Source organism: Rhodospirillaceae bacterium, assembly GCA_028819475.1.
In the GTDB taxonomy this organism is placed as follows: Bacteria; Pseudomonadota; Alphaproteobacteria; order Bin65; family Bin65; genus Bin65.
Map to the genome: position 1 here is coordinate 1 of JAPPLJ010000028.1, position 17,795 is coordinate 17,795.

The 17,795-nt window shown below is 65.8% G+C and carries 15 protein-coding genes; 6 read left to right on the top strand and 9 right to left on the bottom strand.

All coding sequences use genetic code 11. The features are described from left to right. Positions 1 to 216 precede the first annotated feature (216 nt). The gene (locus tag OXM58_07405; GenBank protein MDE0148183.1) at positions 217 to 612 is read right to left on the bottom strand and encodes a DUF3775 domain-containing protein; all 396 of its coding nucleotides are present in this window, start codon (positions 610 to 612) and stop codon (positions 217 to 219) included. A gap of 230 nt (positions 613 to 842) precedes the next feature. Between OXM58_07405 and OXM58_07410 the strand changes: the two genes are divergently transcribed. Next, the gene (locus tag OXM58_07410; protein ID MDE0148184.1) at positions 843 to 1,697 is read left to right on the top strand and encodes an enoyl-ACP reductase; all 855 of its coding nucleotides are present in this window, start codon (positions 843 to 845) and stop codon (positions 1,695 to 1,697) included. A 119-nt stretch (positions 1,698 to 1,816) separates the two neighbouring features. On the opposite strand, the gene OXM58_07415 is transcribed toward OXM58_07410, so the two are convergent. The 3 genes from OXM58_07415 to OXM58_07425 form a co-directional block, all read right to left on the bottom strand. Next, complete coding sequence (locus tag OXM58_07415) at positions 1,817 to 2,932, bottom strand: hypothetical protein (protein ID MDE0148185.1); 1,116 nt, start codon at positions 2,930 to 2,932, stop codon at positions 1,817 to 1,819. 51 nt (positions 2,933 to 2,983) lie between these two features. Further along, entirely contained in the window at positions 2,984 to 4,654 is a 1,671-nt protein-coding gene (locus OXM58_07420; protein ID MDE0148186.1) for an acyl-CoA dehydrogenase family protein, read from the bottom strand. A 77-nt stretch (positions 4,655 to 4,731) separates the two neighbouring features. Beyond that, positions 4,732 to 5,895 (bottom strand): CapA family protein, encoded by a 1,164-nt coding sequence (locus OXM58_07425; protein MDE0148187.1) that lies wholly within the window; start codon positions 5,893 to 5,895, stop codon positions 4,732 to 4,734. A gap of 314 nt (positions 5,896 to 6,209) precedes the next feature. On the opposite strand from OXM58_07425, the gene OXM58_07430 reads away from it, so the two are divergent. Then, a complete protein-coding gene (locus OXM58_07430; protein ID MDE0148188.1) occupies positions 6,210 to 7,397 on the top strand; it encodes a lytic murein transglycosylase in 1,188 nt (395 codons plus the stop codon). A 134-nt stretch (positions 7,398 to 7,531) separates the two neighbouring features. Here OXM58_07430 and OXM58_07435 read toward each other — a convergent pair whose 3' ends face one another. The 5 genes from OXM58_07435 to OXM58_07455 all read right to left on the bottom strand — a co-directional run bounded on the left by OXM58_07435 (position 7,532) and on the right by OXM58_07455 (position 11,695). Next, positions 7,532 to 8,020 (bottom strand): effector binding domain-containing protein, encoded by a 489-nt coding sequence (locus OXM58_07435; protein MDE0148189.1) that lies wholly within the window; start codon positions 8,018 to 8,020, stop codon positions 7,532 to 7,534. A 261-nt stretch (positions 8,021 to 8,281) separates the two neighbouring features. Continuing rightward, positions 8,282 to 8,770 (bottom strand): GyrI-like domain-containing protein, encoded by a 489-nt coding sequence (locus tag OXM58_07440; GenBank protein ID MDE0148190.1) that lies wholly within the window; start codon positions 8,768 to 8,770, stop codon positions 8,282 to 8,284. Between the two features lie 60 nt (positions 8,771 to 8,830). Continuing rightward, a complete protein-coding gene (locus OXM58_07445) occupies positions 8,831 to 9,271 on the bottom strand; it encodes a putative toxin-antitoxin system toxin component, PIN family (protein ID MDE0148191.1) in 441 nt (146 codons plus the stop codon). Then, positions 9,268 to 9,552, bottom strand: coding sequence for an AbrB/MazE/SpoVT family DNA-binding domain-containing protein (locus OXM58_07450; protein MDE0148192.1), 285 nt, complete (start codon positions 9,550 to 9,552; stop codon positions 9,268 to 9,270). Before OXM58_07450 ends, OXM58_07445 begins: the two co-directional genes overlap by 4 nt. 88 nt (positions 9,553 to 9,640) lie before the next feature. Next, positions 9,641 to 11,695, bottom strand: a complete 2,055-nt coding sequence (locus tag OXM58_07455) for a protein meaA (GenBank protein MDE0148193.1) — start codon at positions 11,693 to 11,695, stop codon at positions 9,641 to 9,643. Positions 11,696 to 11,960: 265 nt separating this feature from the next. Between OXM58_07455 and ccrA the strand changes: the two genes are divergently transcribed. From ccrA to OXM58_07475, 4 genes are all read left to right on the top strand, one after another. Further along, complete coding sequence (gene ccrA, locus OXM58_07460; GenBank protein MDE0148194.1) at positions 11,961 to 13,268, top strand: crotonyl-CoA carboxylase/reductase; 1,308 nt, start codon at positions 11,961 to 11,963, stop codon at positions 13,266 to 13,268. Positions 13,269 to 14,167: 899 nt separating this feature from the next. Next, positions 14,168 to 15,283: an ABC transporter ATP-binding protein gene (locus OXM58_07465; protein ID MDE0148195.1), complete on the top strand. Its 1,116-nt coding sequence runs from the start codon at positions 14,168 to 14,170 to the stop codon at positions 15,281 to 15,283. 97 nt (positions 15,284 to 15,380) lie between these two features. Further along, the gene (locus tag OXM58_07470; GenBank protein MDE0148196.1) at positions 15,381 to 16,484 is read left to right on the top strand and encodes an ABC transporter substrate-binding protein; all 1,104 of its coding nucleotides are present in this window, start codon (positions 15,381 to 15,383) and stop codon (positions 16,482 to 16,484) included. Positions 16,485 to 16,529: 45 nt separating this feature from the next. Further along, on the top strand, positions 16,530 to 17,792 hold the full coding sequence (locus OXM58_07475) for an ABC transporter permease (GenBank protein ID MDE0148197.1): 1,263 nt from the start codon (positions 16,530 to 16,532) through the stop codon (positions 17,790 to 17,792). Positions 17,793 to 17,795: the final 3 nt, after the last annotated feature.

Sequence of the window (17,795 nt, forward strand, 5' to 3'; positions counted from 1 at the left end):
CGACAAACGGGCGGCCGAGCGTGACTCCGGACCGTCTGCTGCTCGATGTCATGGCGGGCTCTCCGGATTTACTTCCGGCATGCTGCCGGCAGGCGTCACCTGACGGTACCGTCGCCGGCGCCCAGCGTCCACGGCTAGCGTCCGCAGGTTGCCCAGGACCGGAACCGGACGGCACGGCGGATTGGGAATGGCCGCGCGCCGCCGCTTCCCGGCTGCTCAGTGATAGCGCAGGTCGAGCTGGCTGAGGCCTTCTTCCAGGTAGGTTCCGAGCAGCGGAATGCCGACGAGATAATCGCCGGTGTGATTGGTATGGCCGTTGCGCGCTTCCCGGAGCGCTTCCTCCCATTCCGTGCTGTCGAAGGTGCCCCGGCCGAGCCATGCGAGCGCCACGAGTTCGATCTGCTCGTCCAGGTTCAGCGTGTCGATGAAGTCCACCAGTTCGCGATGTGCAGGATCGTCCTCGGGTTCGATTTCGTCGTCGAAATCGTCAAGGCGATCGAACCTGCGCCCGGAACTGGCCTCATCCGCCTTGTCCGTTTCGTCCAGGCCGGCATCGAAGGCCTCGACCCGCTCGATCAAGGCGGACACTGTCTCGATTGCTATCGCCAACATCCTGTTTGCCCCCCATTCAGCTCCTTGAGCGCATGCCACATTCGCGGAAGAATCCGAATGACCTGAATCAAGATCGGGGAATTATCGTCCGCCGGTCCATTCCGGCCGGCCCGGGGGACTTTCCACGCCGACGGGCGGCTTCCGCCTCCGGCCCATTCGTGGTTTAACCGCGCTGGATTTCCGTCGTGGAATCCCGTCGGGGGCTTCCGTCCGGGAAAGGGATTCGGGGCATGCCGCAAGGCGCTGCGGACAGGATCGAGAGGACCGGCGACCTGATGGCCGGCCGGCGCGGGCTGGTCATGGGCGTGGCCAACGAGCGCTCGCTCGCCTGGGGCATCGCACGGGCCGCCGTGTCCCAGGGCGCCGAGATCGCCTTCACCTATCAGGATATCGAGGCGATCGCGCGCCGCGCCGCGCCGCTGTGCGAGAGCACCGGCTCGCCCATCGTCATGCCGGCCGACGTCGCCGACCCGGCGGCCATGGACGCGCTGTTCGACCGGATCGGCAGCCTGTGGGGCGGGCTCGATTTCGCCGTCCACTCGCTGGCATTTTCCGACCGGCAGGAGCTGGCCGGCCGCTATATCGACACCAGCCGGGACAATTTCCGCCAGACGCTGGAGATCAGCGCCTATTCCTTCACCGACCTGGCGCGCCGGGCCGAGCCGCTGATGACGGCCAGCGGCGACGGCGGCGGCGATGGGGGCGGCGATGGGGGCGGCGCGCTGCTCACGCTGACCTTCGACGGCTCGAACCGCGTCTTCCGCTCCTACAACGTCATGGGCGTCGCCAAGGCGGCGCTGGAGGCCAGCGTGCGCTATCTCGCCAACGACCTGGGCGGCGCCGGCATCCGGGTGAACGCGCTCTCCGCCGGCCCGATGCGCACGCTTGCCGGCGCCGGCGTCGGCGACGCGCGCTATCTCTACCAGTGGGTCGAGCGCAACGCTGCGCTCCGCCGCAACCCGACGCTGGAGGAGGTCGGCAACACCGGCCTCTACCTGATCTCGCCGCTCAGCGCCGGGGTCAGCGGCGAGGTCCATCATGTCGATTGCGGCTACAACGTCATCGGCATGGGCGTGGTGGATTAGATGCTCATTCGACCACCTGAATGGCAGTCAGATGAGACAACCTTAGGAACAATACTTAGCGCAAGTAAACTTCGTTCGTAGCATTCCAGAAGTAGAAGTGATTAGTGCGTGGCGAATGCTTATTTCGCGTTTGGTAGCTCAATGATGAGATCGCGACCAAAACGCATATCAGTAACTTCACACGCCTTCCGCAAAATTCTGAGTTTATCTCTATTGGATATATTAAGTCCTATGAACCAGCCCGGCGCAAATTCAGCGCATCGAGCTAAATCCGGGCGCCCAGGGTATATCTCTTCTATAGACCGGGCAATATGATTGCGTGTTCTTCCACGTGCAGCAAGAGCTAATGCCTCTAATTTAGAGGGATATCTTTTTGATACTTTCTCTAATATTTCTATAAGAGCAGATGCCGCATTTTTTGCCTGGAACGTTTCACCAAATAACCGATATTCGACAATTCTACCCGATTGAGAATCAATCGTCTTGTCGGCAACGTCTGTCGCACCTTTCACTGTCGCCTCTTTGGGCGCTGCACTTTCAACTGGTGCCCGAATACTCTTTTGATTGCCAGCCTCCCTTGGTTGTAGACAACGTAGAAAGTTTAGTACATCGTCACTTTTTGGAATACTACCCGAAATTGTTTCAGTCTGATCCCTTAACAATTCAACGAGAAGTTCTTCGGGTTCGGAAACGAGCTTTTCCCATGCGTCTGGAATACTACGTGCCGCTTCCCATTGAGCGGAAAGATCGCGATAATCCTGCGTCGCTGCATCAAGGGCGTTGCCGGAAACCACTCTTGATCTCTCTAAGTATCGGACCAAAATTTTCCAACTATCAATTGCGTTTCGTTCAGCTAAGTTAAGGCGATAAAATCGGCGCTCCTCATAACTTCCTTGTCCACTGGGCAAGTAAAAATGCCATTCACGTCCATCCGTAAGGAGGCATAGTGGGATGCCTTGATGGAAGGCATATTCGAAAAGTTGGCGGTCGCCATCGCCGCCACGTCCAACCGCTTTAACTTCGATGAATATAAATGGCCTTCTCCCGGTTCCCCACAAAGCGTAGTCAACCCGTCGTCTCTCGCTTCCATATTCAGGTACAATTTGCGACGGGTCAGCGTCATCCCACCCAAGTGCCCGAAGAATTGGCATTACGATTCCCAGCGAAACCGCCGCCTCGTTCGGATAGGCATCAGCCGCGAGTCGAGCCTTTATGGTCGCAATTAGCTCTTCCATGGCATCACTAGATCAAGTATCCGATCTCTACTCTTGCCATACAGTAATCTCCTAATTCCGCCGCTCGATCAAACCCCGGGCGATGATGTGGGCCTGGATTTCGGCGGCGCCTTCGAAAATGTTGAGGATGCGGGCGTCGCACAGCACGCGGCTGATTTCGTATTCCTGGGCATAGCCGTTGCCGCCGTGGACCTGCAGCGCATTGTCGGCATTCGCCCAGGCGACCCGGGCGGCGAGCAGCTTGGCCATGCCGGCCTCGATATCGCAGCGCCGGCCGCTATCCTTCTGGCGCGCGGCGAACCAGGTGAGCTGGCGCACCATCATGGTCTCGACCGCCATCCAAGCGATCTTGCCGGCAACCCGCGGGAATTCGTAGATCGCCTTGCCGAACTGCATACGCTCCCGGCCATAGGCGAGGCCGAGCTCCATGGCGTTCCGGGCGACGCCGACGGCGCGCGCCGCGGTCTGGATGCGCGCGCTCTCGAAGGTCGCCATGAGCTGCTTGAAGCCCTCGCCCTCGGCCGCGCCGAGCAGGCAATCCGCCGGCACCTCGAAACCGTCGAAGCCGATCTCGTATTCCTTCATGCCGCGGTAGCCGAGGACGTGGATCTCCCCGCCCGACATGCCCGGCGCCGGGAAGGGCTCGGCATCGGTGCCGCGCGGCTTGGGCGCGATGAACATGGAAAGCCCGCGATAGCCCGGCCGGTCCGGGTCGGTGCGCGCCAGCAGGGTCATCATGTCGGTGCGCGCCGCGTGGGTGATCCAGGTCTTGTTGCCGGTGACGCGGTAGACGTCGCCGTCGCGGACCGCACGGGTGCGCAGGCTGGCGAGGTCGGAGCCGGTGTTGGGCTCGGTGAACACGGCGGTCGGCAGCACCGCCCCCGAGGCGATTTTCGGCAGCCATTCGTCGCGCTGGGCGGGCGTGCCGGCCAGCCGGATCAACTCGCCGGCGATCTCCGAGCGGGTGCCCAGCGAACCGACGCCGATATAGCCGCGCGACAGTTCCTCTGTGACGATGCACATGGCGACCTTGCCGAGGCCGAGGCCGCCGAAGTCCTCCGGGATCGTCAGGCCGAACACGCCCAAATCCGCCAGTTCGTTGACCACGTCCATCGGGATCAGCACGTCCTCGACATGCCAGCCATGGGCGTGGGGCGCGATCTTCTCGTCGGTGAAGCGGCGGAACTGGTCGCGGATCATAGCCAGCATCTCGTCGTCCAGCCCGTCGTCGCCGAAGCCCGTATCGGCGATCAGGGCTACGAGGCGCATCCGGGCCGCGTCGCTGTTGCCGTTTCCGATCAGCGTCCGCACTGCCGGTATCCCGAAGGCTGCGATCGCTGTCTCGGGCACGCCCATGTCGGCCGGGCGCAGCACCTCGCCCTGGCTGATCGCAATGCCGCCCTTAAGCTGGGCAAGATATTCGCCGAAGCCGGCCTGGAGGATGAGCCGTTCGGTTTCGCCGAGCCGCCCGGCGGCGTCGAGCCGTTCGGCCCAGGCCAGCGTTTGCTCCAGCGCTGCGACATAGGTGTTGAACCAGGCCAGGCCGTGGGCGGCGAACTGCTGCCGCTCCAGCAAGGCCGGATCGACCTTCCCGCCGGGGGCCACCAGACCGGCGACAGCGCGGCGCGCCGTGTCCTTCAGCGCCTCGGCGGCCTCGAGCGCGTCGCGGCACAGGGACAGCAGATCGGGAAGCAGGCCACTGTCGGCTGCGGGGCGGGACATCTCGTTCATCGCAGGGCGTTTCCGATCGCGCTGGCGCGCCGGGCCGCACTCGGCCGGGCGCCGCCTCAACATTCTCTTCAATATTCTTCTGGCACCCGGTCCTGTCGATGGGCCGGGCCGCAGGCATTTTGCCGCCAGTAAGCCGGGCTTGCCGGCAACCGGTTGGCCGGCGGCAGGTGCCCGTTCAGATGGTCGAGATGGCGCTGCGCCTCGGGCCCGGCCCGGTCGATGGCCTCGACCTGCATCCGGCCGTCCCGGTTGCGCACCCAAATCGGGATCCAGCCGAAGGCGGCGACCCGCAGCTTGCCCGCCGAAGCCGGCCGCGAGTCCGGCGCGAGGCCGAGCAGCAGGATCAGCGAGCTGCGCCGCGCCAGGCTGATCTGGTTGGAGACGAAGTTGCCGAGCGAATAGGCGATCAGGCCTTCGCGGCCGTCCTTCGCGACATGCTTCTCGACCGGCTGCATGACATGGGGATGGGTGCCGATCACGGCGGCGGCGCCGGCCTCGATGGCGGCAGCGGCAAGCGCACGCTGGCGCGGCTCGGGCTCGTGTTCGTATTCGGCGCCCCAGTGCGGCGCAAGGATCACGGCGTCGATATCGTCGCGCCGGGCGAGTCCCGCGATGATGCCGAGCACCCGTGCCCGGTCGCGGTAGCAGCGCAGCACCTGGCCGTCCCGGTCCGGGATGCCGTTGGTGCCGTAGGTGCAGCCGAGCCAGGCGATCCGCCGCGTCCGGTCCGACCTGTCGGTCTCCGAAACCGCATACCAGGGCTGACCGTCCCCGCCCCGCTTGCGCGTGCCGGTGTGTTTCAGCCCTGCCGCCGCGATGGCGTCGATCGTCCGGTCGGCGCCGACGGCGTAGCGGTCGAGCGCATGGTTGTTGGCGGTCAGCAGAACGTCGAAACCCGCCTTCTTCAGCGCGCCCAGCACCGACGGGTGATAGTTGAACATCGGATAGCCGCTGTAGACCCAGCCATCCCAAAGCCGGTCCGGCGGGGCGGTCGTGCGCCCGGTCTTGGTGATCCCGGCCGCGGCGGGGCCCTCCAGGTTGGCGAAGGCGATATCGGCGCCCAGGATCAGGTCGGCGACCGGGCGGAACAGGCTGAGATAGCCGTCTTTCCGCGTCGCGGCGAACTTCTGCACCGCATCGTGCAACAGCACGTCGCCGACCGCCGCGACGGTAATGAGCTCCGAAGCCTCCGCCCCGCCACGGAAGGCGATCCCGTCCCCGGTTGCGGTCATGCCCGTCGCGCCGTCCGCGCAGGAAGGCGGCCGCCCGGATTCCGCCGCCGCAGGGCCGGACCCGGCCCCGGCCCCGAAAAGAACTGGGACAAGGGCGAACAGGGCGGCGGCAACGGGCGAACAGCGGCTGACATGGCGCGCGGCATGGTGCGCGCGCCTCCGGAAGAGCGCAACCATGATGGAGTCTCTAGCGGACAAGCGGGCCGGACGGCAACGGCGGATAACAGGAAAGCGATGCCGGGGCGCGCTGACTCTGGTCCACAATCCGATTTCCTGCGATATGAGCAGGCGGACCGCCTGGAAGGCTCGCCCTGATGCGCCATATCCTTACGGCAGCGCTTGCCGCCTCGCTTACCTTCGCGATTGCTGCGCCGGGCCATGCCGCCGGTTTCCCGGCCTGCGTCGACGGCCTGAAGCGGGCCGCCGGCAAGGCCGGCATCCGGAAGTCGGTGGTGCGCAGGGCGCTCGACATTGCCGAACCGGACGCGCGGGTGCTGCGCCTGTCGACGGTGCAGCCGGAACGCCGCATCCCGATCTGGGACTACCTGGCCTTCGTGGTCGACGACCAGCGGGTCCGCGAGGGCAAGGCGGCAATGCGCCGGCACGCCGCCGCGCTGCGCCGGGCGGAGAAGCGCTTCGGCGTGAACCGCCACGTCATCGCCGCGATCTGGGGCGTCGAGACCGACTACGGCAAGACCGCGGGCCGGAACTTCCTGCCCCATGCGCTCGCGACCCTGACCTGCCGCGGCGGCCGGCGCGAAGCCTTCTGGCGGCGGGAATTGCTGGCGGCGCTGAGGATCGTCGATGCCGGAGACCTGCCGCTCGCCAAGCTTTACGGCTCCTGGGCCGGCGCGTTCGGCCAGACCCAGTTCATGCCGTCGACCTACCGGCGCCTGGCGGTCGATTTCGACGGCGATGGCCGCAAGGACCTGGTGAGTTCTGTGCCCGACGCGCTCGGCTCGGCCGCCAACTATCTGCGCCGCGCCGGCTGGCGCACCGGGGTGCCGCGCATCATCGAAGTACGCGTTCCCGGCAATTATCGCGGCCCGGAAGGGCGGAAGCGCAAGGCGTCGCTGGACGAGTGGGCAGCGCGGGGTGCCAAGCGGATGGACAAGCGGCGCCTCAAGGGCAAGCTGCGCGCCGGACTGCTGCGCCCGGCCGGCGCGGACGGCCCGGCTTTCCTGACCTTCCGCAACTTCGACGCGCTGTACGCGTACAACCACGCAGAATCGTACGCGCTGGCGGTGGCGCACCTCGCCGACCGCCTCGCCGGGCGCGGCCGGTTCCGCGCGGCCTGGCCGACCGACGACCCCGGCCTGTCGCGCATCGAGCGCAAGCGGCTCCAGGAACTGCTGATCGCCAAAGGCTATAACCCCGGCGAACCGGACGGCAAGATCGGCCCGAAGAGCCGCGCCGCGATCCGCGAGGCCGAGCGCGATTTCGGCCTGCCCGTCACCGGCCGGGCCGCCCGGCGAATCTACCGGGCGCTCGGCGGGAAGTAGCCGCGGCCCTTCGATACGCCCCGGCCGGGGGCCGGGGCTACTCAGGGTGAGGGTGAAGGGGAGAAGAAAACCATACCAACGCCTCATCCCGAGTAGGCCCCGCAGGGGCCGTATCGAGGGACGCGCTCCGATCGCTACCGCACCGGCACCCAGATCGAGACGTCGCCGGTGAAGGTCTCCGGGTCGAAACGGTCGTCGTAGTATTCGAAATCGTACCAGGCCCGCAGTTCGGCGCCGCTCTCCGGCACCCAGGTCCCGTAGATATGGTCGTAGGCGTTGCGGAATTCGGCGGCGACGTCGCCGCCGGCGAGCCGGACGGTGAAGATCGCGAACCGGCCGCCTTCCAGCACCTTCCAATACGGTTTTTCCCGACCGAACAAGGCGTCCGGCAGGTTGCCGATCTGGCTGACCTCGACGGCCGGCGCGTAGATCAGGTCGCCGGCCGCCATGTCCACCACTTCGTTGATGCCGAGGGTATGAAGGCCGATGCGGTCGGGAATTTGCCCGATATACGGCGCGAAGCGCCGCCAGACCGCCGGTCCGTCCAGCCCCTCGCCCCGGCGGAACGGTTGTGCCAGTCCAACGGCGATGAGGTCGCCGCGGGTTGCGAATGTGATGTCCAAGGTCAGGGTTCCCGGTCCGGATTGCGGGTCGCGGGCCGAACGACAGGGAACGGTATCGGCCGCTCCTGCAACGCGCCTGCCGGGCCGGGGATCGCAGTTCCGGGCCGGGCCAAGCGGTCTTCGGGGGTCGGTTCGACACGCATGCCGGCTCCATACAGGCGGCACGCAAGGAATTGAAATTAATTAATTTTATTGAAATTCAGCCAACGTTAGCGGGAACTTCTCGCAGGAATTTGGCCGGCCCGCCGCCGGCACGTCGCGTTACGTCACCGGCACCCAGATCGAGGCCTCGCCGCTGAGCGTTTCCGGGTCGAAACGCGCGTCGTAATATTCGAAATCATAGTATGCCCGCAGGCGGACATCGTCCTGCTCCGCCCACTGGCCGTAGATGAAATCGTACGCGCTGCGGAATTCGGCGCCGATATCGCCGCCGGATAGCGGCACGGCGAACACCGCGAAGCGCCCGCCTTCGAGCGTTTTCGTGACCAGTTTATCGGGGCCGGCGAGGTCGTCCGGCAGACCGCCGAAGCCGCTCACTTCCACCGCCGGCGCATAGACCAGCTCGCCGGCCGCCATGTCGACGACTTCGTTCAGCCCCAGGGTGTGCGACCCGACCCGGTTCGGAATCCGCCCGATATACGGCCGGAACCGCCGCCATACCTCCGGCCCGTCCAACTCCCCGCCCCGCCGGAACGGCTGCGCCAGGCCGACGATGCGGATGTCGGAGCGGGTGGTGAAGGTGGGGGTCAAAGTCTTGTCTCCGTAGTTCGGATTGCGGCAATTGATTTTATCGGCAAGGGAACAGTCGCCTCATGTGCCTGTGTATCCATTGCCGGGCAACTGCCGCTTGAGGCCGGCCGGGGTCAGGATGGGCACGGTGAAGACATCCGCCAGCGCTTGCAGGTCGGCATCGCCGGTGACAAGCGCATCGGCGTTGCCGGCGAGCGCCAGTTCCAGGAACGGCCGGTCGAAGGGATCGCGGCATTCGGGAACCGCGGCCGGCGGATCCGGGACGGTCACGGTTTCGCAGAAGGGCAGATAGTCTTCGAGGATGTCCTGCCGGTCGGCGTCGCTCAACCCGAATTTCGGATAGCCGAGCACGCGGATCAGTTCTGCCGTCGTCTCGCGGCCGGCAAGCGGGCGGATGCGTCCGGAGTTCCATGCGCCGCGCAACCACGACAGCCGGCCGGAATGAAACAGAAGCGCCGAGACAAGAACGTTGGTATCGAGGACCAGGCGCGGCGGCGTCATTCGCCGGAGTGCGTCCCCGACCGCGCGCCCGATCGAGCCCCCGATCGAGCCCCCGATCGAGCCCCCGATCGAGCCCAGGCAACGGCGTCGGCTACGTCGGTCTCCGAAATCCCGAGTTCGGCGAGCTTGGCGCGAACGGCCCCTGCACGGTTGACGCGCACCGGCGTGAGCACGATGCGGCCGTTCTCGGTGGCCACATCGAAATAGTCGGCGGCGTCCACGGCGGCGATCGCGGCCTTGGGCAGCGTCAACTGGTTCTTGGCGGTGAGCTTCGCGAGCATGGCTTTCTCCTTACAAACCGAATGTAAGGAAACAATTAATCCGGGGCAAGACCCGTTTGAGGTCTGTGCAAGCGGTTCAGGCCACCCCCTACGCCGCCGCCCGCGTCCCCCGTTCCACGATCCCGACGATCTCGCCGATAATGGCCGTCAGGTCGAAATCCTTCGGCGTGTAGACGGCGGCGACGCCGGCGGCCTTCAGCGCCTGCGCGTCGGCCGGCGGGATGATGCCGCCGACGACGACCGGCACGTCGCCCAGGCCCTGGTCCGCCAGCTGCGCCACGACATCGCCGACCAGCGCGGCGTGGCTGCCCGACAGGATCGACAGGCCGACGATGTGCACGTCCTCCTGCGAGGCGGCGTTGGCGATCTGCGCCGGGGTCAGGCGGATGCCCTCGTAGACCACCTCGATGCCGCAGTCCCGCGCCTTGACGGCGATCTGCTCGGCGCCGTTGGAATGGCCGTCCAGCCCCGGCTTGCCGACCAGCATCTTGGGCCGCCGGCCGAGCCGCCGGGACAGGGCCTTGACCCGGCCGCGCACGGCGTCCAACGCGGCAGCGCCATCGTCCGAGGCCGGCCGCACCGCCGGGGCCGCGCCGACGCCGGTGGGCGCGCGGTAAAGCCCGAAGATGCCGCGCAGCGCCCCGCCCCATTCGCCAGTGGTGACGCCGGCATGGGCGCAGGCGATCGACGGTTCCATGACGTTGCCGCCCTCGCGGACGACGCGCTCCAGATCGGCGATTGCCGCCTGTGCCGCCGCCTCGTCCCGCGCCGCGCGCCATTCAGCCAAATTTTCGATCTGCGCCGCCTCGGCCGCCGGATCGACGGCGAGGAAGCCGCCGTCGCCGTTGCCTTCCCCGCTCTCGTCCCCGGCGCCTTCGGTGAGCGGCGACGGCGCACTCTCGGTCCAGCGGTTGACGCCGACGACGGTCTGCTCGCCGGCCTCGATCGCCGCGACCCGGCGGGCGTTGGAGGCGACGAGCCGCTGCTTCATGTAGCCGGACTCGACCGCGGCCACCGCACCGCCCATCGCCTCGATCCGCGCCATCTCCGCCGCCGCCTCGCGTTTCAGTTCGGCGACCTTGCCGGCGATCTCGGCCGAGCCGTCGAATATGTCGCCGTACTCCAGCAGGTCGGTTTCGTAGGCGAGGATCTGCTGCAGGCGCAGCGACCATTGCTGGTCCCACGGCCGGGGCAGGCCGAGCGCCTCGTTCCAGGCCGGCAGCTGCACCGCCCGCGCCCGCGCCCCTTTCGACAGTGTGACGGCGAGCGCCTCGAGCAGGATGCGGTAGACATTGTTCTCCGGCTGCTGCTCGGTCAGGCCGAGGGAATTGACCTGGACGCCATAGCGGAAGCGGCGCAGCTTCGGATCCTCGACGCCGTAGCGCGCCTCGCAGATTTCGTCCCACAGCTCGGTGAAGGCGCGCATCTTGCAGATTTCGGTGACGAAGCGCAGCCCGGCGTTGACGAAGAAGCTGATCCGGCCGACCGCGGCGGGAAAATCCGCCGCCGGCACCGCATCGCGCACCCGGTCGAGCACCGCGACGGCGGTGGCGAGCGCGTAGGCCAGCTCCTGCACCGGCGTCGCCCCGGCCTCCTGCAGATGGTAGCTGCAGACGTTGACCGGGTTCCATTTCGGCGCCTCGCGGCAGGTGAAGGCGATCACGTCGGCGGTCAGCCGCATCGAGGGTTCGGGCGGAAAGATGTAGGTGCCGCGGGAGAGATATTCCTTGACGATGTCGTTCTGCGTCGTGCCGGTCAGCTCCGCCCGCGTCGCGCCCTGCCGCTCGGCCGCCGCGATATAGAGGGCGAGCAGCCAGGGCGCCGTCGCGTTGATCGTCATCGACGTGTTCATCCGGGCGAGCGGGATATCGCGGAACAGGGTTTCCATGTCGCCGAGATGGGACACCGGCACGCCGACCTTGCCGACCTCGCCGCGCGCCAGCGGATCGTCGGCGTCGTAGCCGGTCTGGGTCGGCAGGTCGAAGGCGACCGACAGGCCGGTCTGCCCCTTGGCCAGGTTGGTCCGGTACAGCGCGTTCGACGCCGCGGCCGAGGAGTGGCCCGAATAGGTCCGCATGATCCAGGGACGGTCCCTTTGGGGGCGGTCCGCGTCTTTCCGGTCGGTCGGTGCTGTGTCGTTCATCGGCTGAATCCGGCGGGCGGGGCTTTCGCCGCACTGCATCAAGACTGCGCCGGCGCGGCCGGCGGACGCAAGCGGCGAAACGGCCGTTTCCGCACATATATTACATGGGACACAGTGTCACGAAATATTGACCAAAAATACGGGCGTTTTGCGCAATTTTATGTCTTTTTTGCATTGCAACATAATCCCGGGAGTCGTATGACTACCGCCCCGGCGCGCGGCCCGGACCCAGTTTGGCGGGCCGCAGATTCCAGGAGACAATGCCATGAGCGGAGCCTCTCCCGTGGTCGAACTGGCCGAGCACCAGGAACCGGCCAACCCGCTGCTGCGCGGCGAGAAGAAGGATCTCTACGAGGTCGGCGAGATTCCGCCGCTCGGCCATGTGCCGAAGCAGATGTACGCCTGGGCGATCCGACGCGAGCGGCACGGCGAGCCGGAGACGGCGATGCAGGTCGAGGTCGTCGACATCCCGGAGCCGGACAGCCGCGAGGTGCTGGTCTTCGTCATGGCCGCCGGCGTCAACTACAACGGCATCTGGGCCTCGCTCGGCACGCCGGTCTCGCCCTTCGACATCCACAAGGCGCCGTTCCACATCGCCGGGTCCGACGCTAGCGGCATCGTCTGGGCGGTCGGCGAGAAGGTGCGCAACTGGAAGGTCGGCGACGAGGTCGTCATCCACTGCAACCAGGACGACGGCGACGACGAGGAATGCAACGGCGGCGACCCGATGTTCTCGACCTCCCAGCGCATCTGGGGCTACGAGACGCCGGACGGCTCCTTCGCCCAGTTCACCTGCGTCCAGGCCCAGCAGCTCATGCACCGGCCGAAGCACCTGACCTGGGAGGAGAGCGCCTGCTACACGCTCACCCTGGCGACGACCTGGCGGATGCTGTTCGGCCACCGGCCGCACATATTGCGGCCCGGCCACAACGTGCTGGTCTGGGGCGCCTCGGGCGGCCTCGGCTCCTTCGCCGTGCAGCTCTGCGCCGCGACCGGGGCCAACGCGATCGGCGTGATCTCGGACGAGGACAAGCGCGAGTTCGTCATGTCGCTGGGCGCGCGCGGCGTCATCAACCGCAAGGAGTTCGACTGCTGGGGCCAGCTGCCCGAGGTCGGCACCGACGCCTACCGCGCCTGGTTCGGCGAGGTCCGCAAGTTCGGCAAGGCGATCTGGGACATCACCGGCAAGGGCAACAATGTCGATTTCGTCTTCGAGCATCCGGGCGAGGCGACCTTCCCGGTCTCGACCTTCGTGGTGAAACGCGGCGGCATGGTCGTCTTCTGCGCCGGCACCACGGGCTACAACATCACCTTCGACGCGCGCTATGTCTGGATGCACCAAAAGCGCATCCAGGGCAGCCATTTCGCCCATCTCAAGCAGGCGGCCCAGGCCAACCGACTGGTGATAGAACGGCGCATCGACCCGTGCATGTCCGAGGTCTTCGCTTGGGAGGACATCCCCGAAGCCCACATGAAGATGCGCCGCAACGAGCACAAGCCCGGCAACATGGCCGTGCTGGTGAGCAGCAAGCGCCCCGGCCTGCGCACGATAGAGGACGCGATCGAGGAGTAGGGGGCGACCGCGGCGCGGCAGTGGATTGCCGTTCCGGCTTGACAATATTGTTCGGAACATTATATGAACATCAAGCTGGCGCAGATCGGCCCTGCCGCCGGACCCGGCCATGACAGAACATGACATTTCATGACGCATCCCGGGATCGTCATCCCGGCCGCGCGCAAACCCAGGCCGTCATTCCGACCGGAGCCGCCCGGAGGGCCTGCCCTGAGCGGAGCCGAAGGGGCGGCGTAGTGGAGGAATCCCGTCGCTGGCTTACGGGTTCCCGTTGTCGGGAACGAGTCGAGATTCCTCCACTCGCTTCGCTCGGTCGGAATGACGGGTGGGGTTTGCGGTTTCGGTGTCCGATCGGAACGGCGGACGGGGCGGAGAAAGAGGCGGTCCATGACGAACCATGACATATCATGACGCATCTCAGGCATCCCGCCGGCTGCGCCAGCCTTACCGCCGCTTTCGCGCCACCGTCTGACGTGAACGGTATGGGAAATTATGCATAGCTTGTCGTCGCCGATACGCGGCTGCCGAGCGGGAATGGCGGATTTCGGCGGTTTCTGCGCCGGAAAAGCGGCCTCGTGGCGAAAAAAGTGCAAATACAGACCGATCTGTCCATTTCGGCCGGGCCGGCTGTCCGAAACCCTAATCATGACGATTCATGACATTTCATGACACATCGTGACGTCTCCACAGCCGTGCGCCGCCGGGGCGCGGACATCGCGGCCGGAACACAACATCGTGCGCAGGTGACGAATCCGGGTGGCCGCGCCATTGCCGACGTTCGAACATGTCTGATACCGTAATCCCGAACGGGGAGGCGTTGAGATTGCATGACCGGAGTTGCGACGATGGCCGTGCCCTCCGGGGCCGGCGCGCGGGCCTGTCCGGAGCCGGGTGACTGAATGGTTGAGGCCAATTCCAGTATTGTCAGGTTCGAGCGCGTTCAGAAGACCTATGACGGGGAAACGCTGGTCATCAAGGATCTGAACCTGGACATCGAAACCGGGGAGTTCCTGACCATGCTGGGGCCGTCGGGCTCCGGCAAGACGACCTGCCTGATGATGCTGGCCGGTTTCGAGCCGGCGACGCACGGCGAAATCTATCTCAACGACCGGCCGATCAACCATGTCGCGCCGCACCGGCGCGGCATCGGCATGGTGTTCCAGAACTACGCCCTGTTTCCACACATGACGGTGGCGGAAAATCTGGCGTTTCCCCTCCAGGTCCGCCGCTTTCCCAAGGCGGATATCCAGGCCAGGATCGCGCGGGTGCTCGATATGGTCCGCCTGTCGGGCTTCGAGAACCGGCGCCCCGCGCAGCTCTCCGGCGGACAGCAGCAGCGCGTCGCGGTGGCGCGCGCGCTCGTGTTCGAGCCGGTGCTGGTCCTGATGGACGAGCCGCTCGGCGCGCTGGACAAGAACCTGCGCGAGGAAATGCAATACGAAATCAAGCACATTCACGAAAATCTCGGCGTCACCGTGATCTACGTGACCCACGACCAGTCGGAAGCGCTGACGATGTCCAGCCGGATCGCAGTCTTCAACGACGGCGTCATCCAGCAACTGGCGACGCCCAGCGTGCTCTACGAAAAGCCCGAGAACGCCTTCGTGGCGCAGTTCATCGGCGAGAACAACCGGCTCCGCGGCACGGTCGCATCCGAGGCCGGCCAATTCTGCGACGTGACGCTCGACGGCGGCGGCACGGTCCGCGCGCTCAAGGTCAACGTGGATGGCGCAGGTGCGCCGACCACCCTGTCGCTGCGCCCGGAACGGGTCACGATCGAACCGGCCGGCGAGGAAGCGGAGAATATCTGCAGCGGCCGCGTGGAGGAATTGATCTATCTCGGCGATCACATCCGCGCCCGCCTGTCGGTGGCCGGAAACGACGAGTTTATCGTCAAGGTGCCCAATGCGCACCGCCACGCTTCCCTTGTCCAGGGCACAAATGTTCGTCTTTGCTGGGCGGCGGAAGATTGCCGGGCGCTCGACGCGTCTGGTAACGTATCGGGTCCCGTGTAATCCCGAGACGGGAAGATCGTCAGGGAACGGGGCTGCGGGAGGCAATGGATCGACCGGGATGTCCGGTCGCAATGGATACAGAAAAGGGAGGTATCCAATGAAACCAGCGTTGAAATCTGTGGCAATTGCGGCGGCAGCCGCTCTGTTTGCCGGAAGCGCCCACGCGGTCGACCTGACCATCGTGTCGTGGGGCGGCGCCTACACGGCGAGCCAGCAGAACGCCTACCACAACCCCTATATGAAGGCGAACCCGGACGTAAAGATCATCAACGACGATTCGGCGGCCGAGGGACTGGCCAAGCTGCGGGCGCAGGTCGAATCGGGCAAGGTGACCTGGGACATCATCGATATGGTCGCCGCCGACGCGATCGTCGCCTGCGACGAGGGGCTGCTCGAGCCGATCGACCCGGACACCTGGCTTGCCGCCGCACCCGACGGCACGCCGGCATCCAAGGACTTCATCCCCGGCACCCTCACGATCGGCGGAACCAACTGCTTCATTCCGCAGATCGTCTATTCGACGACCTTCGGCTACCGGACCGACGCGTTCAAGGGCAAGCAGCCGTCCACGATCGCCGACGTGTTCGACCTGAAGACGTTCCCCGGCAAGCGGGCGCTCGAAAAGAAGCCGATCGCCAATCTGGAGTGGGCGCTGATCGCCGACGGCGTTCCCGGCAAGGACGTCTACAAGGTGCTGGCCACGCCCGAAGGCGTGAAGCGGGCCTTCGCCAAGCTCGACACCATCAAGGACCATGTCGTCTGGTGGACCAAGGGCGCGCAGCCGCCGCAACTCCTGGCGGACGGCGAGGTCGTGATCGCCTCGGCCTATAACGGGCGCCTGTTCTCGGCCATCGTCGAGAAGAAGCAGCCGATCGCGATGCTGTGGGACTGGCAGGCCTTCGATCTGGACGGATGGGTGGTGCCGAAGGGCGCCAAGAAGATGGCTGCGATCAAGAAGTATCTGCGCTTCGCCACCGACACCCAGCGGCTGGCCGACCAGGCGAAATTCATTTCGTACGGGCCGGCGCGCAACTCGTCCATCGCCAAAGTGGGTAACCATGCGAAACTCGGCATCGACATGAAGCCGCATATGCCGACCAACCCGAAGAACGCGAAGACCATCCTGATCTTCGACTATGTCTGGTGGGCGGACCATCGGGCCGAACTCGACGAGCGGTTCAACGCCTGGCTCGCCAAGTAGAACCGGCACTTTTTTCGGCTTCACTCCGGCGACCGGTGTGCTCGCATGCCCAATGCACCGGATGACGTGATGCGCACGGCAGACGGCGTGCCGCTGAAGATCAGCCTTCAGCGGGCGCTGGTGCGCAGCCGGATTCGGGCGCTGTTGCTGGTCGTCCCTCTGCTGGCCTTCATTGCCGTAGCCTTCGTCCTGCCGATCGGCGACATGCTGTTCCGCAGCGTGGACAACCGGATCGTCGAGTCGATCCTGCCGCGCACCGCCGTCGCCATCCAGGACTGGAATCCGAACGGCACGGAATTGCCCGACGAAGCCGTTTTCGAAGCCCTGACGCTCGATATCAAGGCCGGCGTCAAGGCAAGGACGCTGGGGCGGGTCGCGCGCCGGCTGAACTACGAAAAGCCCGGCATGACCAGCCTGTTCCGGAAGACGGGCCGAAGAACCAAGCGCGTCGCCGGGCCGCCCTACAAGGAACGAATATTAGAGATCGACGGACGCTGGCGCGACCTGAACACCTGGCGGCTCATCCGCCGGGAAGCCGGCGCGCTGACGAGCGGATACTTCCTGGCTTCGGTCGACCTGAAGACGGACGACCGCGGCGAGGTCGTCTGGCAGTCGGAAGAGCGCCGGATCTACCTGATCCTGTTCTTCCGCACCTTGTGGATGAGCGCGCTGATTACCGTGCTGTGCCTGCTGCTCGGCTATCCGGTGGCCTATCTGCTGGCCACGCTGCCGCTGCGCACCAGCAACCTGCTGATGATCCTCGTCCTGCTGCCGTTCTGGACGTCCCTGCTGGTGCGGACGACGTCCTGGATCGCGCTGCTGCAGACGGAAGGAGTCCTGAACGATGTGCTGGTCTTTACCGGGCTGATATCGGACGACGGACGGCTTCAGCTGATCCACAACCAGTTCGGCACCTTCGTGGCGATGGTCCACATCCTGCTGCCGTTCATGATCCTGCCGCTCTACTCGGTGATGAAGACGATCCCGCCGTCCCTGATGCGGGCCGCCCGCTCGCTCGGGGCGACGCCGTTTACCGCCTTTGTCAGGGTCTACATGCCCAATACGGTCTCCGGGGTCGGCGCCGGCAGCATCATGGTGTTCATTCTTTCCATCGGCTATTACATCACGCCTGCGCTGGTCGGCGGGCGGACCGGCACGTTCATTTCCAATTTCATCGCCGTGCATGTGAGCGAGACCCTGAACTGGGGGCTGGCCGCAGCGCTGGGCTCGCTCTTGCTGGCGCTGGTCCTGGCGCTTTACCTGCTCTACGACCGCCTCGTCGGCATCGACAACATGAAGCTGGGTTGAGCC